Source organism: Aeromonas sp. MR19 (assembly GCF_963899305.1).
GTDB lineage: Bacteria > Pseudomonadota > Gammaproteobacteria > Enterobacterales > Aeromonadaceae > Aeromonas > Aeromonas bestiarum.
Genome location: NZ_CAWQWZ010000052.1, coordinates 126,660 through 147,242, shown reverse-complemented (window position 1 = coordinate 147,242; position 20,583 = coordinate 126,660). Strand labels below are relative to the sequence as shown.

Genomic DNA, 20,583 nt, shown 5'->3' with positions numbered 1-20,583 from the left:
GAAAGCGGCGCCCGCTGCCTTGCCGGGCGCCGTAACTGTGATCACTTCGACTGTTCAATCCACTGCTGGTTCTTCTGCTCCAGCACGGAGATGGGCAACATGCCGTATTCCAGCACATGGTGGTGGAACGCCTTGAGGTCAAAGCGACCGCCAAGGGCCTGCTCGGCAGACTCCCGCATCCGGATCAGCGCCAGCTGGCCCGCCTTGTAGGAGGTTGCCTGACCGGTATAGGCCATGTAGCGCGGCACCTCGGAGCTGATGTCCCCCGCCCCCAGTGCCGAGTTCTCCTTCATGTAGCCGACGGCCCTGTCATGGCTCCAGCCGTACCAGTGAATGCCGGTATCCACCACCAGCCGCATGGCCCTGAGCATCTCCTCGTTGAGGCGGCCGAAGTACTGCAGCTGGTTGTTGAAGGCGGACGAGCCCTCTACCTTCACATCCCCCACGGCGGGATCATAGAGGCCGCGCCCCTGATAGAGCCCCATGTCGTGATCCGCCAGGTATTCGGTGTAGAGCGCCCAGCCCTCCGCATAGGCGGTATAGGAAGCATTCGCCACGTACTGCGGGAAGTCGGGATCCTTGGCCGCCAGCTCCTGGGCTATGGTGATCTGGAAGTGGTGGCCCGGCGCCGCCTCGTGGGCCAGCAGGGTGCTGATGTTCCAGCTCTGCAGGCCATAGGGATAGTAGGTGTTGAGGACGAACTGCCCTTTACGGCCGGTCTGCGGGTTGCCGTCCTGATACCAGGCGACCCCGCCATAAGGCGCCTCGTCATAGGAGACGGGCACCACCTCGTAATCCAGCTTGGGAATGGTGCGCTCGGCATCGAAGAAGTCCGGCAACACCAGCGCCGCCTTGCTCTTGAAGCCGTTGTACTCCCGCAACGCCCGCTCATGCTCGGCCAGCGCCTGCTGCTGCGGCTCGCTCAGGGCCGCGCCGGCCGCATTGCCCGGGTTGAGATTGGCGGACCAGACAGCCAGCGGATTCTGGTAGAAGAAGGCCGGCTCGTTCAGATAGCGGAAGAAGTCATAGATCTGGCCGCTCTGCTTGCTCTGGGCCACCTCATCGCTGTCGCACTTGCCGACGGTATGGCACACCTTGACCATGGCACCGAATATCCGCTCCACCTCGCTCAGCCCCAGCTCATGCACCTGCTCCGGCGTCATATTGGTGGTGGTGTGCTTCTTAAGCAGCCAGCGATACCAGTCGCGACCATTGGTCATGCCGCAGAAGCCGTCGTCACACTCGCCACTGCCAAGGCGCACCGCATAGGCGCCGCCATGCTGGTAATCCAGATAGTCCCGCAGTGCCAGATAGCGGCCGTTGATGCTGTCCAGCACCCCTTTGTACTCGGTGCGCAGCGCCTCGTCGGCCTCTCCCGGCAACTGCTGCCAGCCGAGGTAGGCACCGGCGATCGCCTCGCCATCCAGCTTGCTGTTGAGCTGGGCCAGCAGCCGGTCCACCAGCTCGTCCGGCAGGGTGTTGCCCTGGGCGCTGCCCAGCTCGAACTGGTGCTTCACCTCGGCCAGGTAGCCGTCATAGGCCTTGAGCCAGACAAGGTGCTCCTGATACCAGGCCAGCGGGGCCGTCGTTGCCCTGGCCTGAGTGGCCAGCGCCGGGGCCTTGGCCGGGCGGTCGAGATCCCGCCGCCAGACGGCATCTCCAGGCGCGACCCGCTCGGCCGAGCTCTGCTCGAAGTAATCGAAGCCGCTGCTGACGGTGCGGGCGGCCTTGCCGCTAGCGGGAGCCATCCCCACGTCATCGGCCAGCTCCACCACCTGGTTGCGGAAGTGGTGGATCGGGATCTGGGACTGGGGCAGCTCGTAGCCCGCCAGATTGATCTGCAGATCCCAGCGGATCATGTCGTAGAACAACCGGTCCCGCTCGCTCAACACGCTCGGGTCCAGGGCATCCAGCCGGCTGAGCAGCGCACTGTCGAGCGCCTTGCGTTTGGCAATGCTGGACGCATCGATGGCAAAACCGTAGGGATCCAGCGCCTGACTCTCGCGCAGGGCCTCGTCCATGGTTTGCATCAGGGAGGCCTTGGTGGCGGCGGGATCCGCCGGCGCGTTGGAGCTGTTGTCGTTGCAGGCAGCGAGGGAGAGTGCGATGGCGCAGGCAAGCGCCAGCTTGTTGGGCAAGAAGTGCATGGTGTAGTCCTTTAACCTGTTGTTATTGTGTGCCCCCGATCAGGGGCTCCAATAGTGCATCTCTCCCGCCCGCATTTTTGCGACCTGATTAACAAAAATAAGCTTGTTTTTCATACAGATGACAGCGATGAAAAGCTATGCAGCCGGACATGAAAAAACCCGCCTGAGCGGGTTTTTGAATCGGCTTTTCATGCCATAACTATTCAGGATGAGCCGTGATGCAGTTGGGACTGCTGGTAGTTCTCCAGCCCGATGCGATCGATGAGATCGAGCTGGGTCTCCAGCCAGTCCACGTGCTCCTCTTCATCTTCCAGAATGTCTTGGAACAGGTCGCGGCTGATGTAGTCCTGCACCGACTCTGCGTAGGCGATGGCCACTTTCAGGTCCGGGATGGCGTCCATCTCCAGCGACAGATCGCAGCGCAGCATCTCCTCCACCGTTTCACCGATGCGCAGCTTGCCCAAGTCCTGCAAGTTGGGCAGCCCCTCCAGAAACAGCACCCGCTTGACCAGTTCGTCGGCGTGTTTCATCTCATCGATGGACTCGTGATATTCCTTGTGCCCGAGCGCCTTGAGGCCCCAGTCATCGTAGATGCGGGCGTGCAGGAAGTATTGGTTGATGGCAATCAGCTCATTGGCCAGCACCTTGTTGAGGTGGGCAATGATCTTGGGATCTCCTTTCATCGACAGTGCTCCTTGGTTCGTGCCTGAGGCCTCGATCGTTAGAGCTTAGTCCAGAAAAGTGACAACAAGAGGTCTGGCGAGCCAGCTCGCCTGAGAGGAAGGGTGACCCTGTTGGCGGGTCGAGTCAGAAAAAGATCGGTCCGGGTCAGGCCACCTCGTAGTAGAGCGGGGCCTGTTCCAGCTCGACCTTGTCGAGTTCGGCGGCGATGATCTCCATGGTCATGCGCACACACTTGCCACACTGGGCCCCCACCTCCAGCGACTGCTTGAGCTGACGGAACTCGGTCTTGCCTGCCTGTACCGCCTTGCGGATCTGGGTATCTGTGATGCCGCGGCACAAACAGACGTACATAGTGTTTACCTCGTGCTGGAATGCCATGAAATCTAAATGAGAATGGTTCGTAGTGCAAATAACAATTAGTAATAAGATCCCCTGCTTGCCAGCCATCAACCCCTTGGTGACAATGTCCCGTCACAGAGGAAAACATCATGCTCAAGAAACTGTTCACTGCCCTGTTCGCAAGCAAGCCAGCCCCTGTCGTTGAGGTGACTCCCACCGAGTACGCCGGTTATCTCATCTACCCCGAGCCCATGGCGGAAGGGGGCCAGTACCGGCTGGCGGGTCGCATCACCAAAGAGATGGATGGCGCGCTGCAGACCCACATCTTCATCCGCTCCGATCTGTTCGCCAATCCGGCCGATGCGGAGCGTTTCATGGTGCAGAAGGCGCACACCTTCATCGACCAGATGGGGGATCGCATGTTTGAACCCCGCGTCAAAGCGGGCGACAGTTCAGCCTCATGAGCCCTGCCGAGGTGAAAGCACTGCGCCAGGCCCTGGCCCGTGCAGGTGAACGGCGCCTGGTCTGGCTGGAAGGGGACGAGGCCGATTGCATCGCCCGTGCCGAAGCACTGCTGGGCGGCGTCATCTATTGGCTAGGAGAAGGTCCGGCCTGCCATGGGCCGGTTCCCGCCGCCAAGGCGCTGCAACGGCTCGGTCAGGAGTGCGACACCCTTGTCTTCAACGCTTTCAGCGGCTTTCATCCCGACGCCTTCGGCGCGCTGGCGGGCACACTGAGGGCGGGCGGCCTGCTGCTGCTGCTGACCCCCCCCAGAGCGCAATGGCCCGAGTATCCGGATCCGGACAGGGTGCGGCTGATCGCCCAGCCAGAAGAGGCTGATCGGGCCGGCCACGGTTTCATCGCCCGACTGGTGCACCTGCTGGCGGGGGATCCTGCGCTCTCCCTGCTCCCGCCCACCAGCACAGAGCCCTGGCAGCCGATCGGTGAGCAGCGGCGGCTGAGCCATGATCAGGCCGGCGCCCTGCCCGCCATTCACAGGGTGTTGCACGGCCATCGTCGCCGCCCCCTGGTGCTGAGCGCCGATCGGGGGCGCGGCAAGAGCAGCCTGCTGGGCCTCGCCGCCGCCGAGCTGCTGCGCCAGCAACCCGACCTCAAGATAGTGGTAACGGCCCCCTCCCAGGCCACGGTTGCCACCCTGTTTGCCCACGCGGCACAGTCGCTGGGTACAGAAGTGGAACGGCTGGCTGGCCTCGAGTTCTGCTCACCGGCCCGACTGGTACAGGAAGCCCTGCAACCCGATCTGTTGCTGGTGGACGAAGCCGCCGCCATCCCCACGCCGCTGCTGGAGGCCATGCTGGCCCGCCACAGCCGTATCGTCTTCGCCACCACGGAGCACGGCTACGAGGGCACGGGGCGCGGTTTTCACCTGCGTTTCAAGCGAGTGCTGGACCGTCAGACGCCGGATTGGCAGGAGATCCACCTGGCCGAGCCGATCCGCTGGAGCCCTGGCGATCCGCTGGAGCCGCTGGTATTCCGGCTGCTTGGCCTCAATGCCGAGGTGGATCCGCCCCTGCCGCCGACCAGCCCGGGCTGGCGGCTGATCGGGCAGGATGCGCTGGTGAACGACGAGGGACTGCTCAATCAGCTGTTCGGCCTGCTGGTGCTGGCGCACTACCAGACCACGCCGAGCGATCTCAGGTCTTTGCTGGAGAGCCCGGATCTCGACATCCACCTGCTGGAGCAGGAGCAGAGCCTGCTCGGGGTGGCGCTGGTGGCACGGGAGGGCAACATAGCTCCCGAGCTGGCCAAGCAGATCTGGGCGGGCCGACGGCGCCCGCGCGGCCATCTGCTGCCCCAGTCCCTGCTGACCCACGCCGGTTTCAAGACGGCAGGGGCGCGCAGCTACGCCCGGGTGATGCGCATCGCCATCCACCCGGCGCTGCATCGCCACGGGCTCGGCTCGCGACTGCTCGGCCAGCTGGAGGACTACTACCGGGAGGAAGGGCTCGACTATCTGGGCTCGGCCTTCTCGGCCAGCGCCGATCTGCTGCCCTTCTGGCGCAGGGCCGGGCTGCGGGTGCTGCGCATCGGCCTGCAACGGGATGCCGCCAGCGGCAGCCATGCCGCCCTGCTGCTCAAGGCGCTGAAACCCGAGTGGGAAGCAGAGCTGGCCCGGTGGCACCAGCGCTTCGCGTGCCAGCTGCCAACCCTGCTAGCAGGTGAGTTGAAAGAGCTGGAACCCGAACTGGTGTGGCAATCTCTGGAGGGGAGCCCTGCCGTGCCGATGCAGGATGAGTTTGAGCACGATGAACTGGTGTGCTTCGCTCACCACCACAAGCCGTTCGAGCTGTGCCAATCCAGCCTGCAGCGCTGGCTGGCCGGCAATCTGCCACGACTGACATCGCTCACCCCCGCCGAACGTCAGCTGCTGATCGCCACCATCTGGCAATATGCGGACTGGGGGCATCTGGCCAATCGGCTGCAACTGGCGGGCAAGCCGGCCATCATCAAGGCGCTGCGCACCCTGCTGGCTCGCCTGCTGGATACCCCTACCACTCGATAGGCTCGCCTCGCCAGTCGAGATAGCCGAGTTCTCCGTCGGGCATCAGCCGCGCCATCAGACTCACCAGCTGACGGGCTACCTGCTCTGGCGTCTGCAAGCTGCCGGCCGGCAGATTGGCGTGAAACGGGCGCGAGAGCTGGGTATCCACAGTCCCCGGATGAAACGCCAGCAGCTTGACGCCCGGGGCTCGCCGGGCAAGCTCGATGGCGGCGCACTTGAGCAGCATGTTGAGGGCCGCCTTGGAGGCGCGATAGCCATACCAGCCCCCCGCCCGATTGTCGCCTATGCTGCCGACCCGTGCACTGAGCACCGCCAGGGTGCAGGGCGTGGTGCCAAGCAGCGGGAACAGCTGTTTGATCCAGCGCAGCGGCAGCAAGGCATTGATCTGGTAGAGGCGGGTCATGGCTTCGACATCGAGTGCTTCCAGCCGCTTTTCCGGCTTGATCTCCCCCTGATGCAGGATGCCATTGCAGATCACCAGCCGCTGCGGTCTCGGGGCCAGAGTGGTGATACGGGCCACCACGTCAGCCATCTGCTGATCGCTGTAATCACAAGCCAGCCAATGCAGGCGGGGATCCTCACACCCTACTGGGGCCGGCTGCCTGCTGACCGCCATGACGGAACCGGCCCCTGTCGCCAGCCAGTGGGCAACCAGCGCCTGACCTATAGCGCCCCCAGCTCCTATCACCACTATGCCCTCGTTCATGCTCGGCTCCTGTTTGCGGTGAGTGTGATGCCCTTCTCCATCACCTCTTTCTTTCCCTGTTAAGCTGTTACGCGCCTTCCTGTCTGCCGGATCAAGCAGTTATGAGGGCCATCTTGTGTGGATCTCCCCGGTGTGGGCGGATCCATTCCTATACTGAGGGAAAACCGCAGCCGGTGCTGCCAGCGCAACCAGAAGCACGAGAGTCGCCATGATGTCCAAAGACGGGGAAGAGCGTAAATCCATCCTGACCGAGAGCGGTACCAACGAGCTCGAGATCATCGAATTTCACCTCAAGAAGCAGCTACCCGATGGCAGGGAAAAGATCGCCTATTACGGCATCAACGTCGCCAAGGTGCGCGAGGTGATCCGGGTACCTGACACCACAGACTACCCCAACGCCCAGCGCCACATGGTGGGTGTATTCTCCCTGCGCGAGCGGCTGATCCCGCTGGTGGATCTCGCGGGTTGGCTTGGCATCAAGACCAACCCGGATCCCAACAACAAGGTGGTCATAGTCACCGACTTCAACAAGATGGCGAACGGCTTCCTCATCGACAGTGTCAGCAGGATCCACCGGGTCTCCTGGGAGGATGTGGAGTCCCCCAGCCAGTTTCTGGAGGCGGGCGAGAATGATTGCGTGGTGGCCGTGGTCAGGCGCGATGGCAACCTCATCATGATCCTCGACTTCGAGAAGATCATCGCCGACATCAACCCAGAGCTGAGCATGGAGAAGTACGATGTGACCCAGGATCGCAAGGTCCTCATAGACGATCGCATGATGGCACTGCGCCAGGCCAAGACGGTGCTGGTGGTCGACGACTCCGCCTTCATCCGCAAGATGATAGAGACCACGCTGCGCACCGCGGGCTACAACGTGGTGACCGCCAAGGATGGGGGCGACGGGCTGGAGATGTTGATGGAGTTCGACCGCCTGTCGCAGGAGGAGAAGATCCCGGTAGCCGAGTTTGTCAGCGGCATCATCACAGACGTCGAGATGCCCCGCATGGACGGCATGCACCTGCTCAAACGGCTGCGGGATACCCCTGCCTTCAAGACCACCCCCATCGTCATGTTCTCGTCGCTGATGAGTGACGACAACCGCCAGAAGGCGCTGCAGCTGGGGGCCAACGACACCATCACCAAACCCGAGCTGGGACGCATGGTCGGCATGATGGACAACTTCCTGCTCGGCATCCCCATCCCCAAACCTGGCAATCTGTAATGCCGTCAGCCTGACACTCAAACAAACGGGCGCCTCGGCGCCCTTGTTGTTGATGTTTTTCAGCAGCATCAGAGATAGCGCTCCTGAGCCGCTCATCCCATTTCGCGAGAGATCAACGAAAAGGCAGAGCTTCTTTCTGGCTCGAGCTCCCATGCCAATCCTTCACTGACAGGCTGCTTGTCATTCCAAATCCTTATTGGCCTTAAGATTTTGTAAATTTTCTTATTGCCATCGCCCAAGCAAGATGGCTCTCAAATTGAGTTTGATGTGGCTGATGCCATGCGCTATCGAGACATCAAATGTCGTCTCTATCAATGAATTTTCTGGAGTCGCTATGCCGTTGTTCAAGCCGTTAATCACCCCTGAAGTAACCGATATGGCTCCCGGATTCCGGGCCTTGAGCATCACTGTCCAGGCGGCTGCCATTGCAGACCCCACAGTGGGAACGCGGGCTCTGGAACAAGCCTCCCTTGCCATGGCCAGAGAAGATGCACCCTGGGCCGATGCACACCTCTCCGCCTGGGCGGATCTCTTTAGAAAGTTTGGCGCCAAACCACAGCGCACTCCCTGCTCCGCCGAAGCCCTGAGAAAACGGGTTGCCCGTGATGGCAGCCTGCCGAGTATCGATCCTGTCGTTGACCTCTATAACGCCATCAGCATTGAGTACGCCATACCGGTAGGGGGCGAAAACCTGACCACCTATGAAGGGACGCCGAGGTTGGTGGTTGCCGATGGCAGCGAGCTATTCGACACAATGAAGGGCGGCGAAGTGGCTCATGAATCTCCAGAACCCGGTGAAGTGGTATGGCGGGATGACAAGGGGGTGACATGTCGACGCTGGAACTGGAGACAGGGAGTCAGGACCAGGCTCAATGTGGAATCGAGCATGATGTGGTTCATTCTGGAGAGCTTGCCCGAAATGCCCCTGGAAGCTTTGCAAGCAGCCGGGAACAAGCTGATTGCAGGCATACAACAGATGATGCCCGGAGCCGTGATAGAACAAACCGTCATTGGCCATGTCGAGTGACCACAACGCCGGACTGGCCGTCTCTATGCTGTCCGCGTGATCGCAACGAGCAATGCAAAGAGGCTCCGAAGAGCCTCTTTTGTTGTCAGAACCCGACTCAGCCCAGCAGCAGGTAGAGCTGATGGGCCGCCACCCCGGCGCACAGGCCACCTATGGTGTGGGCCACTATGGCGCGGGAGGTGAGATGGCGATAGCCGAGCGCATCCAGCATGGCGGTATGGGTACTGAGAAAACCGCTCCAGCACATGCCCATGGCGGTGAATACCGCGACCTCGTTGCCGGTGATCCAGCCCTTGCCGATGAAGGGCGGCACCAGCGACATGGCCGCCCCGACCGCTCCCAGCGAGGTCACGGGGAAGGCCACCAGCTCGGCATGGGTGAAGCCGAACAGCAGCTCGAACAACCAGCCCACCTTGGCCGCCAGCACGGGCAGCAGCGCCACCCCCTGAAAGGCCTCCCCACTGTAACCCTGCTCGCCAGGGCCGAAGGTCAGCAGCATCACGAAGGTGCTGATGATGAGTACCCCCGGGATCACCGCCATCCCCAGCTCCACCCCGGACTTGCCGCCATCGAGCAGGGCATTGAGCACCCGCAGCCAGGTGGGGGCCGCTTCCTGACTCAGACCCGGCTTGGCGCCTACGCTCACGACCTCGTCATCAATCAGGGTTTCCCCCACCAGCGGGCGGATCATGCGTTGCATCAGCCGGGTCGAGACCACTGAGCCGATGAGGGCGCCGAGCAGGCCGATCAGGGCCGCACTGGCGGTCGATTCGCCGCTCGGCAGTTGCAGGGTGGCCATGAAGGTCACCACTATCAGCCCCATGCCGAAGGCGGTACCGAAGTTGGTGAGCGAAACCAGCTGCCAGGGGGTGAAGCCCTTGCGAAAACGGCTGTCCTTGGCGAGGCTGATCACCGCCGGATTGTCGGAGAAGAAGGTCATCAGGGCCGCCAGGGCGGTGCGCCCGGGCAGGCGGAAGATGGGCTTCATCAAGGGTGCCAGCAGCACCTCCAGCAGGCGGATCACCCCGAACTCGCTGAGCAGCTGGCTCAGCGCCCCCGACAGCACGGTAATCCCCATGATGAAGAGCACTGTATTGAGCAGCAGCTGATGGGCGGTGTTGAACAGGGTGTTGACCAGGGCGGAGAGCCCCATCTGGCTGCCGAGGTAGCCGAACAGGCTGCCCAGAATGGCCAGCACCAGTACCGGCTCCAGCCAGCTGCGAAGGGAGGTGATACCCTGGTGAGAATCTTTAACTACTTGATTTTCCATACCAATCCTGAAGTCTGTCGCTGTGTGGTGAGTATTGTTGTTATGGCACCCATAAAGCAGGAGCCCTTGTCTCGCGACAAGGGCTCCTTGAATGGCTCCTCCTGCTGGGCTCGAACCCGTGGCATACGGATTGACGGGCCGCCGTTCTGCCGGCTGAAGCTGGGAGGAAAAAATGGGTTGCCGGACGATCCTGTCCAGTCTGCCTGTCTCGCGCCGGCGCACCGGCCCACGGCCTGCCCGGCGAGAGGACGGGGCGGCAGTATAACAACTGGGGCTTGTCAGTGAAACAATGCGGGTCGGCCTGACCCCAAGGCCAGACGCGCCATCGGCGCTCAAAGGCGGGAGCTACGGCTTCACACCCGCCCCCTTCAACCACTTGCGCAACCGGCCGTTGGCATTGTGGTAGGGAGAGGCGGTATTGAACTGGATCATCCGCCCCAGAGTCCACTGCTCATACCAGGGGCGACCATACAGCTGGTCATCGCCGCGCTCCGCAATCAGCTCGACGATGCGGCCCCTGGCCGCCATCAGCCGGGCCAGCAGTACCGGATAGGCCAGCCCCTCATGATCCCGATAGAACGTTTGGGCCAGCCTGCCCAGCTCGTTCCACTTAAAGCCAGTCTCGGGAAAATCCACCGGCAGGCCCGCCGCGTCCCGCTCGATCCACTTGATCACCAGCTCATTCCAGCCGATGAGATAGGCCACCAGATTGGCCACGCTCATGCGGGTGCCCTTGCTGTGCCCCTCCATGACCTGCTCCTGCACCCGGCTCTCGGGTACCGCCTGCAAGGCCTTGAGCAGCTTGCCAAAATGCGTGTCGATGGCGAGCAGCAGCTCGGCCTTGTTGCTGGGGATCCCCATCACTGTCCTCCTTCATGCCTGTCACCCTGCCGCCCGCTCGGGATTGCCGCCAGCGGCGCCGAGCGCTAAGCTCGCGACATCTGCGGCCGGTGTCCCAACGCCGCCGCTCCCATCACAAGCAAGCACGGCGATGAATCAGCTCATTACCTATATCAAGGCCATCCATCGGCAACCTGGGCCGGCGACCATCATTCGCCAGCAGAGCGAACACTATAGCGAGCATGACGAGAGTGGCACCCTGATCCAGCACCAGCAAACCCGCTATTGGTTCGCCAATGGGGTCGTCATCTGTCATCAGAGAGAGCAGGACCAGGTCTCCTCGCCGCAGCTGTGCGCCGAATGCTGGATAAGCTATCGGGTCGACACCAGCCCCATCCCCATCACACCGCCACGCAAGCTGTTTCACAACCCCTGTCAGGAGGCGTTCTGGCTGAAGATGCAGGACATCACGCCGGCAAGATGACAAGAGACTGACCTGGGGGGGTGAGCCCGATACGGGGCGATTGCGGCGGCTTGCTCGGCAAGATCCAGCCCTCTGCGGTGCTGCTGAGGGAGCACCGCCTGTCGGAGCTTGGCAGCACCGACAGGTCGGCAGCGTCATCAATACTGCTTGGTTTTCGACGCAAACCCCGCGAGGAACAGACCGGTCAGAAACATGCCGCTGAAGGCTTCGATGGCCGACAGCAGTTGCAGCGGGGAAGAGGTCTGGGAGATATCCCCATAGCCGAGCGTCACGAAGGTCACGATGCTGAAGTAGAGCGAGCGTCCCAGGTGGTGATAGGTGACCGAGGCGGGCGCCAGAAAATAGGTCAGGGTCGCCAGCAGTATGACCCCCATCGACATCAGCAGGCTTCTTATAGGCCGCTCGCCAAAGCCCCAGGTGATGAAGCTGACAAACTTGGAGCCACACTTCAAATAACAGAGCAGGGAGAGCCACCCCTTTCTCAGCGGGCCGCTGCGCAGCCAGCGCTCCTTGAACAGCTCCCTCGGGCTGGCCAGGGACTTCATCTCATGCAGCTTCTCCTGGTAATAGCACTCACCGGCATCGACGGTATCCCCCACGCTGGAGAAGAGGCGCTTGGCGTTGCGGTAGAGCTTGCTGGCCTCGCTGTGATCGATCCGGCCGTTCTCGTTATAGGCCACCTGCACCTTGTCCAGATTGGTGTGCTCCATGGTGGCGTCGAAGTTCTTGGCGCGCACGTTGAAGTTTTTCAGCACGGCCCGGGAGGAGTGAAAACGGATCTCCTCGCACTCTATGGTGAAGTCCTGAAACACCCCGTCCTCCAGCGCCAGCTCCCGCTTCTTGGCCCAGGCCCTGTGATCCCACAGCAGGGAATCGAACAGATCGAGCCCGATCACGCCGCCATTGACCCGCACCCCCTTGGCCGAGCAGTGCCACAGATAGACCTTGGAATTGTTGACGGCGCCATCCAGCGAGAGCTCGTCGAGGCAGGTGAAATCGAGCAATCTGCCGGAGATGATGGGGCTCTTCAGCTCGACGCCGCCGATGTTGAGCAGGCGATGCTTGCCCAGCACCTGCGCCTCCCCCTTGTTGTTCTCGGAGACCGATAGCAGGCTCTGCACCCGCTTCACCTCATCTTTGCCATGCTTGCCGGCCAACCACATGCTGTAGGGTTCAAAACGCACCTCCGAGCGGATGAGGCCGCTCTTGCGCAGGGACTCCAGCGCGCTCGAGGCGGTTTCATACAGCCTTGTCTTGTCGTCGCTCATGTAGACGCAGAGGCTGAGCACGGATCGCGAGCTGATGAAACGAGCTATGCCGATCTGGAAGATGACGCTTTTCTCTATTTTCTGCTCCGTCATCCAATCGCCGAAATAGGGCAGCGAGGCCACCAGCAGGTCCCAAATCAGAGGATAGTCATTCTCCCGGCGCCATTCGTTGAACTGCTCGGGAGAAAGCTGCCAAAGCTCGGTTGCATTCATACATTACCTCGATCACAAAGATGTCCCGCCCTCGCCAGATAGAGAGTCATGGTGCACAAAGCCCTGGCGGATACGGCGGGTCAGACGCAGGAAAAGCGGCGCGGCAAAACGCCCGTCACGTCACCATACTAGGCGAGAAACAGAAGGCAAGTCACTGACAGGGAAGGAATAAGGGGGATGGATGCGACAGCTTGCCCCTGAGGCGCACACTTATTGCGCAACGCCTGGGTGGCAATGACCGTGGCAAACAGGCAAAGAAAAAGCCCAGCATTGCTGCTGGGCTTTTGTGTTGGCTCCTCCTGCTGGACTTGAACCAGCGACATACGGATTAACAGTCCGCCGTTCTACCGACTGAACTAAGGAGGAATTGTACTTGGTGCCCAGAGACGGAATCGAACCGCCGACACGGGGATTTTCAATCCCCTGCTCTACCGACTGAGCTATCTGGGCAATATATAAATGGTGCCGGCTACCGGAATCGAACTGGTGACCTACTGATTACAAGTCAGTTGCTCTACCTACTGAGCTAAGCCGGCACACTTTAAACCTCTGTGCATGAACACATTTTTATTTCATGGCACCAAATTTTGGTGCCCAGAGACGGAATCGAACCGCCGACACGGGGATTTTCAATCCCCTGCTCTACCGACTGAGCTATCTGGGCGTGGGCGCTATTAAACGGATTTTAAGGCAGGTGGTCAACGGGAAATTTCACTTTTTGTCTCGTTCGTCTCTTTTTTGCGCAACATCATCCATTTCCCCTACTTCTTCCTGGCCGGGCTGCGCCGGGCGGCCCCAGACTCTGGGCTCCTCCCCTTTCAGCAGGCGGGCAATGTTCTCATGATGGCGGATCAGAATGAGGCAGGAGAGCAACGAGACCGGCAGCGTGTATTCGGGTTTGAGCAGGTAGGTAAAGAGCGGTGTCAGCAGCACGGTAATGATGGAGGCCAGCGACGAGTAGCCGCTCACCAGCAGCACGACCAGCCAGGTACCGATGACGGCCCCGCCCATGGTGAAGCCGATGGGCATCATGGTGCCGAGTGCCGTCGCCACCCCCTTGCCGCCCCGGAAGTGGAAGAAGATGGGGTACATGTGGCCGAGGCAGGCTGCCACCCCGATGAAGCCGAGGTAGACGGGTTTGATTTGCAGATACCAGGCGAGATAGACGGGGGCCGTGCCCTTGAGCACGTCGAGCAGCAACACCACAACGGCAGCCACACGGCCACCGAGGCGCAACACATTGGTCGCACCCGGATTGTGGGAGCCATGATCGCGAGGATCCGGCAGACCCGTGATGCGGGAAACCAGCACGGCACTGGACAGCGAGCCGCCCAGGTAGGCCAGAATAATCATCAAAATCGTCAGGGCCGTCATCTTGGTCGTTTTTACCACGATATGAATGGGGTATGATGCGGGCCACATTCTCTGGCTTGGCGTTGCCCAAAAGCGTGTCGTCCAAACCGACCGCGCGGCAAACTGGTTGCCAGGCCTGCATCCCTGCGCTGTTATCACAGCCCATCAAGAGTAAAGAAGAAGTACTGTCATGGACAAGGTGTTTATTCGCGGACTCGAGGTTTTGACCACTATTGGTGTCTATGAGTGGGAGAAAGGCATTCGCCAGAAGCTCTGTTTCGACCTCGAAATGGGCTTTGACAACCGTCCCGCCGCAGCAACCGACGATATCAATCTGGCACTGGATTACGCCACCCTCTCGCGCAAGATTTGTGATCACGCCTCCAGCAAGGTGGTGGAGCTGGTCGAAACCATGGCCGAGCAGGTCGCCATGCTGGTGCTGGCCGACGAGCGGGTGCAATGGGTCAAAGTCACCCTGACCAAACCGGGCGCCGTGCCCAATGCCGCCGGCGTCGGGGTCGAGATCCTGCGCCACCGCACTCCGGCCACGAGCGCCAACTGATGACCCGTATCTATATCAGCCTGGGATCCAACATAGAGCGGGAGCACCATATCCGCGCCGGCCTCGATGCCCTGCAGGCGGAGTTTGGCGAGCTGGCTGTCTCCCGGGTATTCGAGAGCGAGGCGGTGGGCTTCAATGGCCGCCCCTTCTACAACCTGGTGGTCGGTGCCGACACAGACCTGCCGCTGGCAACCCTGTGCCAACAGCTGCGTGCCATGGAGTTCGCCCACGGCCGCGAACCGGATGCCAAGAAATTCGCTCCGCGCACTCTGGATCTGGATCTGCTGCTCTATGGCGATCTGGTCTGCGAGACGCCGGTCGCTCTGCCCCGCGGCGAGATCCTCACCAACGCCTTCGTGCTCTGGCCGCTGGCCGAACTGGCACCTAGCCTGCGCCACCCGGTCGATGGTCGCACGCTGGGCCAGCTGTGGCAGGGTTACGACAAGGCCTCCCAGCGACTCTGTCCCATCCCCTTTCACTGGGAAGCGTGCGAGCTGCAACATCACTGAATCAACAAGGGCACCCGAGGGTGCCCTTGTTGCATCTTGCAAGGCGGCTTATCCGCCATCAGAAAGTGTGATTGGGCCCGGCCCGCCATGACTGGCAAGATAAGGCTCGCCACAGGAGACCCCCATGCAGCTCGATACCATTCACGACTTCAACTGCCGGCTGCTGGCCGGGCTGCCCCATCAGCGCTACCAGCATGAACCCATTCTGGATTATGCCACCGACGAAAGAGTCAGGGCCCGCCTGTGCTGGCAGGCCGAATTCAGCAAGACACTCTTCCTCAAGTTCAAGGATGGCCGCTTCGCCCTGCTGCTGACCCACAGGGACGGGCGGTTGGACAACAAGGCAGTCAAGGCCGCACTCGGTGCCAAGCCCTCCATCTGCACCGCCGAGGAGATGCAGGCCGAGATCGGCTGCCTGCCGGGCGCCGTCTGCCCCTTCCTGCCCCGCGCCGATATACCGCTGCTGGTAGACCCTCAACTGATGGGTCATCACGCCTTCACCTGGACGCCGGGCCACCCGGAGCAGACCTTTCTGCTGGAAACGGCCCATCTGGCCCGGGTGCTGGAGCAACTGCCCTGTCAGGTCCGCTACCTGCCTGCGCCATCAGCCTGACTGCCGACGGCACAACCCCGCTCACCCCTTGTCCCGCGCCAGCTGGGCAAAGATCAGCGCCGCCAGCATGGACATGAGACCTATGCAGAGATAGGTGAGGTGGAAGCCCCCCAGCCACTGCCCATCCGCCGCCGACGAACCGGCCGAGAATAGCCCCAGCAGGCTGGCGGCAATCGCCACCCCAAGACTCATGGAGAGCTGCATCACCACCGACAGCAGGCCGTTGCCGCTGCTGGCATGCTCGGCGCTCAAGTCTTGCAGCGTGAGCGTGTTCATGGCGGAGAACTGCAGCGAGTTGATGGCGCCAAACACCATCAGCCAGCCCAGCAGCACCCCGTAGGGCAGCTGGTTGTCGATGAAGTAGAAGCTGGCGATCATGGCCCCCAGCGCCAGGGTATTGCCGATCAGGATGCGCCGATAACCCACCTTCGGAATGAGCTTGTTCACCAGCGTCTTTGTCAGCATGGCGCCGAGCACTGTGGGGATCATGGTCATACCCGCCTTGCTCGGCGAGAAGCCGAGCCCCAGCTGGAGGAACAGCGGAGTGAGGAAGGGCATGGCACCGCTGCCGAGGCGGGCAAACAGGTTGCCCCAGACGCCGATGGCGAAGGTGCTGGTCTTGAACAGCGCCAGACTGAACAGCGGCTCCTCGGCATTGGCGGCATAGAGCCAGTAACTCGCCATCGCCGCCAGCCCGAACAGCAGGGCAAACAGTGCCCAGCCGGTGGAGATGCTGTGCTCGCCCAGCCCCTGCAAGCCCACCGACACCAGCACCATGCCGGCGCTGAACATCACGAAACCCTGCCAGTCGAACTTGGCCGTGCTCTGGCGCAGGTCGGGCATGAAGTGCCAGCTGGCGATAAAGCCGAGTATGCCCACCGGCAGATTGATGAGAAACACCCAGTGCCAGCTCGCCACCTCCACCAGCCAGCCGCCCAGTGCCGGGCCGATCAGCGGCCCCACCAGGCCGGGGATGGTGACGAACGACATCACCCGCAACAGCTCGTGCTTGCTGTAGACCCGCAGCACGGCGAGGCGCCCCACCGGCATCAGCAGGGCGCCGCCTATGCCTTGCAGCACACGGGCAGCCACCAGCATGGGCAGGGTATTGGAGGCGGCGCAGGCCAGCGATCCCAGGGTGAACAGCAGTATGGCGGCCAGATAGATGCGGCGGGTGCCGAATCGGTCCGCCAGCCAGCCGGAAGCCGGAATGAGCAGTGCCACCGTCAGCATGTAGGCGATGATCACCGACTGCATCTGCAGCGGGCTCTCGCCCAGGGTCTCGGCCATGCTGGGCAGGGCGGTGTTGAGTATGGTGCCATCCAGGGTCTGCATGAAGAAGCCGACCGCCGTCAGCGGCGGCAGCCACTTGCGCTGGGCAGGCGTAACCATGTGTGTGCTATCGGGCATGAGCAGCCACCTCCTCTTCAGATAAAAAAAGACCCGCACGAAAGCGGGTCATATCAGGATATCAGGCATCCGGCTGGCCGAGCATGGCTCTGAGCTGCTCTTCCAGACTGGGCTCGGGAGCCTTGAGCGTATCCAGGAACAGCCGCTCTATCCCCACCTTGTCCTGACTTTTCACGATAAACACCAGCCGGGACTGGGCCTTGCCCTCCGGCCAATCTCCCAATGCCTGCAACGGATAGAGCTGGCCGTGTACGCCGTGGATCACCACGGGCTGGCTCTCCCCCTCCAGTTGCAAGATCCCCTTGAGCCGCAGCAGGGCATCGCCATATTGGACCTGCACCGCATCGATGGCGGCCAGCAGGCGAGACGGCTTGAGCGGCTCGCCGATGCGCAGGGAGAAACTTTCAATGTTGCCGTGCTCGAAATGAGTCGGCGTGGCCGTGCCCACCTTGGCGGCGAACGGCTTCATCTTCGGCTGCATCGGCGAGGCCAGCCCCTGCTTGGGGGATTCGGTGCGCAGCCAGGCCAACAGCTGGCGCACGTCGCGCCCGGCCGCCTCGTTGTAGGCGCCGAGCTTATCCAGCACCGCAGGCGACAGCTCGCCGTTGCAGACCCGCTCGATGGGGGCCGCCGGATTGAGGGCCGCCAGCTGGGCCTCGACCCGCTCCAGCTGCTCGCCATCCACCAGATCCCCCTTGCTCACCACCAGCAGATCCGCCAGCGCCACCTGTTTCACCGCTTCATACTGAGCCGCCAGCTGCTGCTCGATATGGCCGGCATCCACTACTGTGACTGTACCGTCGAAGCGGTAACGCTGGGCGATAAAGCCCTCTTCACGCAGGGTAAACAGCACGGGGGCCGGGTCGGCCAGGCCGGTTGTTTCTATGATGAGCCGCTTGAACGGCTTGATCTTGCGTTGAATGGCCTTCATGAACAGCCCTTGCAACGCCTCCACCAGGGAGCCCTGCACCGAGCAGCAGATGCAGCCGGAATCGAGCAGCACCACCTGCTCGTCTACCTGCTGCACCAGATGGTGATCCAGCCCCACAGAGCCGAACTCGTTGATCAGCACGGCGCACTCGCCAAGCTCCGGCTGCTTGACCCAGTGGTTGAGCAGTGTGGTCTTGCCGCTGCCGAGGAAGCCGGTCAGCAGGGTCACGGGAATTCGGGTGTCTTGCATGTCTGTCATATGGATGACTCCCCTCTGGTCGGCAGGGTGATGAGTACGCGGGTATCTTGCATATGGGTCATGTTCAATCCTTACCGGTTGGCGAACAGATCGCTGAGCCAGCGGTTCTCGAAGCGGCCATGGGGATCGAGCTCGCCCTTGAGGGCCAGGAAGTCATTCCAGCGCGGCAGCAGGGCCGGGAAGTCGTAGAGATCCATCGCCAGGTGCTTGCCGAAATGGGGAATGCCGCCGAGCGGCACCAGCAGTTGCTGCAGCTCGCGCATCTGCTCCATGGAGCCGTTGACGAAGGTGCCGTCCGCCGCCAGATAGACCAGAAAACCGACCCAGCAGACCGACTGATCATAGGCGGCACTGAGCCAGGCCTCGGAAGGGCCGGTGCAGCGCAGGATGAAGGGATAGTGCAGCACGCCGGGGTTGGCCTGCTGCCAGGCCTGCAGGATCGCCAGCGCCTCGTTCATGCGATGCAGCGGCACCGCCACCTCGCAGTTGATCTGGGGTGCGGGTATCCCCTTGCAGAGGATCTGGTAGACGTTGCCCACCAGATCGGAAGCATCCTTGAAGCGGCGCACCGTCTCGAAGTGCTCGCCGGCCAGCGCCTCATCCTTGGTGTCTTTCGCCATCTTCTGCAGGGTGGCATCTATGGTGGCGTTCATGCGGGCGTCAATATCCCCCTCCAGCAGCAGCGGCTCGCTGCCGGCGGCGCGGTAGCGGGCCACCTCCTCCTCGGAGGCGGGATCCACCAGCCAGATGTGGCTCTCGCCGGTCCAGGCGAACCACCAGCTCTTCACGAAGCCGTGCTCGCGGTTGAGCCGCTCGTTGTGTTCCAGCAGGAAGGGATAGTCAGTGGTGAACTTGGTGCAGCGCATGATGCGGTTGGGCACTGTGCGCAGGGTGACGTCGAGCAGTATGCCGAGCATGCCCATGCCCATCACGAAGGCGCCGAAGCGCGGATCGGTGCGATCCACCCGGATGATGTCGCCATTGGCCAGCATCACAGCCATGGCTTCCACCGCATCGCACAGGGCGGACTGGTGCAGCCCCTGGCCGTGGGTGCCTGTGCTGAGCGCACCGCCCAGGGTCTGGATGCCAATGACGCCGGGGGATGCCGGCAGCATCCGCTCCATGGCGATGAGATCGGCGTAGACGGTGTCGAGCGGCGTGCCCGCCTGATAGGTGACGGTATCCGCGGTTTTCGCCAGCTGACCGCGCAGGTGGTACAGGTCCACCAGCAGCGCCTGACTGCCCTCGGCATAGACGCTGTGGATGGGTTCGAAGGAGAGGCCTGAGCCGATCAGCCGCAGCTTGCGCTCGGGGTGTTCGCGCAGCAGCGCTTGCAGCTCGTCGCTATGGGTCGGGCGCCACACCTGATCCAGGGCGCCGAGGGGGTTGGTCCTGGACCAGTTGAACAGCACCTCCCGATTGTTGATCGCCTTGATGCTGTGAAATGCCTGGAACTTGACCGTCATACCGCGCCTCATCTGACTTCAAAATGAGCGGCAATTCTACCGAAAAGCGAGCGCCAAGGCATGAAAAACAAGCCCCTACAGTCGGGGGTGGATAAGGGGGATGACTCCCCCGCTCCCTCAGCGCGATTGCTGGGTCAGTGCCAGCAGCATGCCGAATCCCACCAGCAAGCCGCCAAACACCCGGTCGATCCAGTGGCGCACCGCCAGCAAGCGGGCTCGTACCGAGTCGGTGGAGAAGAAGATCGCCACAGCGCTGAACCAGAGGGCGTGGGCCAGCACTATGAAGGCGCCATAGCCGAGCTGGACCGCCAGCGGCGTCTGCGGCTGTACCACCTGCATGAAGAGGCTGACGATGAAGATGGTGGTCTTGGGGTTGAGCACATTGGTCAGAAACCCGGTGCGCAGTGCCCCCAGGCTGGAGAGGGTTGGCTGGCTGACCGCCTCCTCATGGGTCACAGGCCTGGCGCGCAGCATCTTGATGCCGAGGAAGATGAGGTAGGCGGCCCCCGCCAGCTTGATGAGGTTGAACAGCCAGAGCGACTGCTGGATCAACAGGCCGACCCCCAGCAGGGTGTAGGTCACATGGACGCAGACCCCGGCCGCAATGCCGAGCGCCGTCAGCACGCCGGTGCGACGGGAGAGCAGCAGGCTGTTGCGCGACACCATGGCAAAATCGGGCCCCGGGCTGATGACGGCAAAGAAGGTAATGGCCACTACGGCTAACAGTTCAGTCATGAAAAAAGTCCTGATGCAGAGA

The 20,583-nt window shown here is 62.0% G+C and carries 20 protein-coding genes and 4 tRNA genes; 8 read left to right on the top strand and 16 right to left on the bottom strand.

Annotation, left to right across the window (positions count from 1 at the left end):
• Positions 1–41 precede the first annotated feature (41 nt).
• The 3 genes from AACQ95_RS20250 to AACQ95_RS20240 all read right to left on the bottom strand — a co-directional run bounded on the left by AACQ95_RS20250 (position 42) and on the right by AACQ95_RS20240 (position 3,182).
• Positions 42–2,147 carry a DUF885 domain-containing protein gene (locus AACQ95_RS20250; protein WP_241279613.1) on the bottom strand — a complete coding sequence of 702 codons (2,106 nt, stop codon included), beginning with the start codon at positions 2,145–2,147 and terminating at the stop codon, positions 42–44.
• A 203-nt stretch (positions 2,148–2,350) separates the two neighbouring features.
• A complete protein-coding gene (gene bfr / locus AACQ95_RS20245) occupies positions 2,351–2,830 on the bottom strand; it encodes a bacterioferritin (RefSeq protein WP_005314068.1) in 480 nt (159 codons plus the stop codon).
• 145 nt (positions 2,831–2,975) lie between these two features.
• Positions 2,976–3,182 (bottom strand): bacterioferritin-associated ferredoxin, encoded by a 207-nt coding sequence (locus tag AACQ95_RS20240; protein WP_172955265.1) that lies wholly within the window; start codon positions 3,180–3,182, stop codon positions 2,976–2,978.
• Positions 3,183–3,319: 137 nt separating this feature from the next.
• Between AACQ95_RS20240 and AACQ95_RS20235 the strand changes: the two genes are divergently transcribed.
• Together AACQ95_RS20235 and AACQ95_RS20230 are read left to right on the top strand one after the other, a co-directional pair.
• Positions 3,320–3,634 (top strand): HlyU family transcriptional regulator, encoded by a 315-nt coding sequence (locus AACQ95_RS20235; RefSeq protein ID WP_043554382.1) that lies wholly within the window; start codon positions 3,320–3,322, stop codon positions 3,632–3,634.
• A complete protein-coding gene (locus AACQ95_RS20230; protein WP_241279610.1) occupies positions 3,631–5,694 on the top strand; it encodes a tRNA(Met) cytidine acetyltransferase TmcA in 2,064 nt (687 codons plus the stop codon). The genes AACQ95_RS20235 and AACQ95_RS20230 overlap by 4 nt, the downstream gene beginning before the upstream one ends.
• Here the strand turns inward: AACQ95_RS20230 and AACQ95_RS20225 are convergent.
• Positions 5,681–6,400 carry an SDR family NAD(P)-dependent oxidoreductase gene (locus tag AACQ95_RS20225; protein ID WP_241279608.1) on the bottom strand — a complete coding sequence of 240 codons (720 nt, stop codon included), beginning with the start codon at positions 6,398–6,400 and terminating at the stop codon, positions 5,681–5,683. The two genes, AACQ95_RS20230 and AACQ95_RS20225, sit on opposite strands and share 14 nt — an antisense overlap.
• Before the next feature lie 208 nt (positions 6,401–6,608).
• Between AACQ95_RS20225 and AACQ95_RS20220 the strand changes: the two genes are divergently transcribed.
• On the top strand, positions 6,609–7,622 hold the full coding sequence (locus AACQ95_RS20220) for a chemotaxis protein (RefSeq protein ID WP_043554378.1): 1,014 nt from the start codon (positions 6,609–6,611) through the stop codon (positions 7,620–7,622).
• A 334-nt stretch (positions 7,623–7,956) separates the two neighbouring features.
• Positions 7,957–8,649: a B3/B4 domain-containing protein gene (locus AACQ95_RS20215; RefSeq protein ID WP_241279606.1), complete on the top strand. Its 693-nt coding sequence runs from the start codon at positions 7,957–7,959 to the stop codon at positions 8,647–8,649.
• A 97-nt stretch (positions 8,650–8,746) separates the two neighbouring features.
• Here AACQ95_RS20215 and AACQ95_RS20210 read toward each other — a convergent pair whose 3' ends face one another.
• Both AACQ95_RS20210 and AACQ95_RS20205 read right to left on the bottom strand, forming a co-directional pair.
• Entirely contained in the window at positions 8,747–9,919 is a 1,173-nt protein-coding gene (locus AACQ95_RS20210) for a CD0519/CD1768 family membrane protein (RefSeq protein ID WP_043137282.1), read from the bottom strand.
• A gap of 345 nt (positions 9,920–10,264) precedes the next feature.
• Positions 10,265–10,780, bottom strand: coding sequence for a ClbS/DfsB family four-helix bundle protein (locus AACQ95_RS20205; RefSeq protein ID WP_241279604.1), 516 nt, complete (start codon positions 10,778–10,780; stop codon positions 10,265–10,267).
• 130 nt (positions 10,781–10,910) lie between these two features.
• Between AACQ95_RS20205 and AACQ95_RS20200 the strand changes: the two genes are divergently transcribed.
• Positions 10,911–11,243, top strand: a complete 333-nt coding sequence (locus AACQ95_RS20200; protein ID WP_241279602.1) for a hypothetical protein — start codon at positions 10,911–10,913, stop codon at positions 11,241–11,243.
• A gap of 137 nt (positions 11,244–11,380) precedes the next feature.
• Here the strand turns inward: AACQ95_RS20200 and AACQ95_RS20195 are convergent, their stop codons facing one another.
• The 6 genes from AACQ95_RS20195 to plsY form a co-directional block, all read right to left on the bottom strand.
• Positions 11,381–12,724, bottom strand: coding sequence for a potassium channel family protein (locus AACQ95_RS20195; protein ID WP_241279600.1), 1,344 nt, complete (start codon positions 12,722–12,724; stop codon positions 11,381–11,383).
• Between the two features lie 290 nt (positions 12,725–13,014).
• Positions 13,015–13,090: transfer RNA gene (locus tag AACQ95_RS20190), tRNA-Asn, on the bottom strand.
• An 8-nt stretch (positions 13,091–13,098) separates the two neighbouring features.
• A tRNA-Phe gene (locus tag AACQ95_RS20185) sits at positions 13,099–13,174 on the bottom strand.
• A 10-nt stretch (positions 13,175–13,184) separates the two neighbouring features.
• Positions 13,185–13,260 (bottom strand) — tRNA-Thr (locus tag AACQ95_RS20180).
• Positions 13,261–13,312: 52 nt separating this feature from the next.
• Positions 13,313–13,388: transfer RNA gene (locus AACQ95_RS20175), tRNA-Phe, on the bottom strand.
• A gap of 47 nt (positions 13,389–13,435) precedes the next feature.
• Positions 13,436–14,098 carry a glycerol-3-phosphate 1-O-acyltransferase PlsY gene (gene plsY, locus AACQ95_RS20170; RefSeq protein ID WP_157774602.1) on the bottom strand — a complete coding sequence of 221 codons (663 nt, stop codon included), beginning with the start codon at positions 14,096–14,098 and terminating at the stop codon, positions 13,436–13,438.
• A 169-nt stretch (positions 14,099–14,267) separates the two neighbouring features.
• Here plsY and folB point away from each other — a divergent pair, with 169 nt between their 5' ends.
• From folB to AACQ95_RS20155, 3 genes are all read left to right on the top strand, one after another.
• Positions 14,268–14,639, top strand: a complete 372-nt coding sequence (gene folB, locus AACQ95_RS20165; RefSeq protein WP_043137290.1) for a dihydroneopterin aldolase — start codon at positions 14,268–14,270, stop codon at positions 14,637–14,639.
• On the top strand, positions 14,639–15,148 hold the full coding sequence (gene folK, locus AACQ95_RS20160; protein WP_241279598.1) for a 2-amino-4-hydroxy-6-hydroxymethyldihydropteridine diphosphokinase: 510 nt from the start codon (positions 14,639–14,641) through the stop codon (positions 15,146–15,148). Before folB ends, folK begins: the two co-directional genes overlap by 1 nt.
• 124 nt (positions 15,149–15,272) lie before the next feature.
• Entirely contained in the window at positions 15,273–15,761 is a 489-nt protein-coding gene (locus tag AACQ95_RS20155; protein WP_241279596.1) for a YbaK/EbsC family protein, read from the top strand.
• A 21-nt stretch (positions 15,762–15,782) separates the two neighbouring features.
• Here the strand turns inward: AACQ95_RS20155 and mdtD are convergent, their stop codons facing one another.
• From mdtD to AACQ95_RS20135, 4 genes are all read right to left on the bottom strand, one after another.
• A complete protein-coding gene (gene mdtD, locus AACQ95_RS20150) occupies positions 15,783–17,171 on the bottom strand; it encodes a multidrug transporter subunit MdtD (RefSeq protein ID WP_241279595.1) in 1,389 nt (462 codons plus the stop codon).
• Between the two features lie 61 nt (positions 17,172–17,232).
• Positions 17,233–18,360 carry a CobW family GTP-binding protein gene (locus AACQ95_RS20145; protein ID WP_241279593.1) on the bottom strand — a complete coding sequence of 376 codons (1,128 nt, stop codon included), beginning with the start codon at positions 18,358–18,360 and terminating at the stop codon, positions 17,233–17,235.
• 71 nt (positions 18,361–18,431) lie between these two features.
• Positions 18,432–19,826 (bottom strand): D-arabinono-1,4-lactone oxidase, encoded by a 1,395-nt coding sequence (locus AACQ95_RS20140; RefSeq protein ID WP_241279591.1) that lies wholly within the window; start codon positions 19,824–19,826, stop codon positions 18,432–18,434.
• 117 nt (positions 19,827–19,943) lie between these two features.
• Positions 19,944–20,561 (bottom strand): LysE family transporter, encoded by a 618-nt coding sequence (locus AACQ95_RS20135; protein ID WP_241279589.1) that lies wholly within the window; start codon positions 20,559–20,561, stop codon positions 19,944–19,946.
• Positions 20,562–20,583: the final 22 nt, after the last annotated feature.

What these genes read in the sequence shown, in the direction of transcription:
- AACQ95_RS20250 (WP_241279613.1), bottom strand. Translation starts at nt 2,147, where the DNA reads ATGCACTTCTTGCCCAACAAGCTGGCGCTTGCCTGCGCCATCGCACTC.
- bfr (WP_005314068.1), bottom strand. Translation starts at nt 2,830, where the DNA reads ATGAAAGGAGATCCCAAGATCATTGCCCACCTCAACAAGGTGCTGGCC.
- AACQ95_RS20240 (WP_172955265.1), bottom strand. Translation starts at nt 3,182, where the DNA reads ATGTACGTCTGTTTGTGCCGCGGCATCACAGATACCCAGATCCGCAAG.
- AACQ95_RS20235 (WP_043554382.1), top strand. Translation starts at nt 3,320, where the DNA reads ATGCTCAAGAAACTGTTCACTGCCCTGTTCGCAAGCAAGCCAGCCCCT.
- AACQ95_RS20230 (WP_241279610.1), top strand. Translation starts at nt 3,631, where the DNA reads ATGAGCCCTGCCGAGGTGAAAGCACTGCGCCAGGCCCTGGCCCGTGCA.
- AACQ95_RS20225 (WP_241279608.1), bottom strand. Translation starts at nt 6,400, where the DNA reads ATGAACGAGGGCATAGTGGTGATAGGAGCTGGGGGCGCTATAGGTCAG.
- AACQ95_RS20220 (WP_043554378.1), top strand. Translation starts at nt 6,609, where the DNA reads ATGATGTCCAAAGACGGGGAAGAGCGTAAATCCATCCTGACCGAGAGC.
- AACQ95_RS20215 (WP_241279606.1), top strand. Translation starts at nt 7,957, where the DNA reads ATGCCGTTGTTCAAGCCGTTAATCACCCCTGAAGTAACCGATATGGCT.
- AACQ95_RS20210 (WP_043137282.1), bottom strand. Translation starts at nt 9,919, where the DNA reads ATGGAAAATCAAGTAGTTAAAGATTCTCACCAGGGTATCACCTCCCTT.
- AACQ95_RS20205 (WP_241279604.1), bottom strand. Translation starts at nt 10,780, where the DNA reads ATGGGGATCCCCAGCAACAAGGCCGAGCTGCTGCTCGCCATCGACACG.
- AACQ95_RS20200 (WP_241279602.1), top strand. Translation starts at nt 10,911, where the DNA reads ATGAATCAGCTCATTACCTATATCAAGGCCATCCATCGGCAACCTGGG.
- AACQ95_RS20195 (WP_241279600.1), bottom strand. Translation starts at nt 12,724, where the DNA reads ATGAATGCAACCGAGCTTTGGCAGCTTTCTCCCGAGCAGTTCAACGAA.
- plsY (WP_157774602.1), bottom strand. Translation starts at nt 14,098, where the DNA reads ATGACGGCCCTGACGATTTTGATGATTATTCTGGCCTACCTGGGCGGC.
- folB (WP_043137290.1), top strand. Translation starts at nt 14,268, where the DNA reads ATGGACAAGGTGTTTATTCGCGGACTCGAGGTTTTGACCACTATTGGT.
- folK (WP_241279598.1), top strand. Translation starts at nt 14,639, where the DNA reads ATGACCCGTATCTATATCAGCCTGGGATCCAACATAGAGCGGGAGCAC.
- AACQ95_RS20155 (WP_241279596.1), top strand. Translation starts at nt 15,273, where the DNA reads ATGCAGCTCGATACCATTCACGACTTCAACTGCCGGCTGCTGGCCGGG.
- mdtD (WP_241279595.1), bottom strand. Translation starts at nt 17,171, where the DNA reads ATGCCCGATAGCACACACATGGTTACGCCTGCCCAGCGCAAGTGGCTG.
- AACQ95_RS20145 (WP_241279593.1), bottom strand. Translation starts at nt 18,360, where the DNA reads ATGACAGACATGCAAGACACCCGAATTCCCGTGACCCTGCTGACCGGC.
- AACQ95_RS20140 (WP_241279591.1), bottom strand. Translation starts at nt 19,826, where the DNA reads ATGACGGTCAAGTTCCAGGCATTTCACAGCATCAAGGCGATCAACAAT.
- AACQ95_RS20135 (WP_241279589.1), bottom strand. Translation starts at nt 20,561, where the DNA reads ATGACTGAACTGTTAGCCGTAGTGGCCATTACCTTCTTTGCCGTCATC.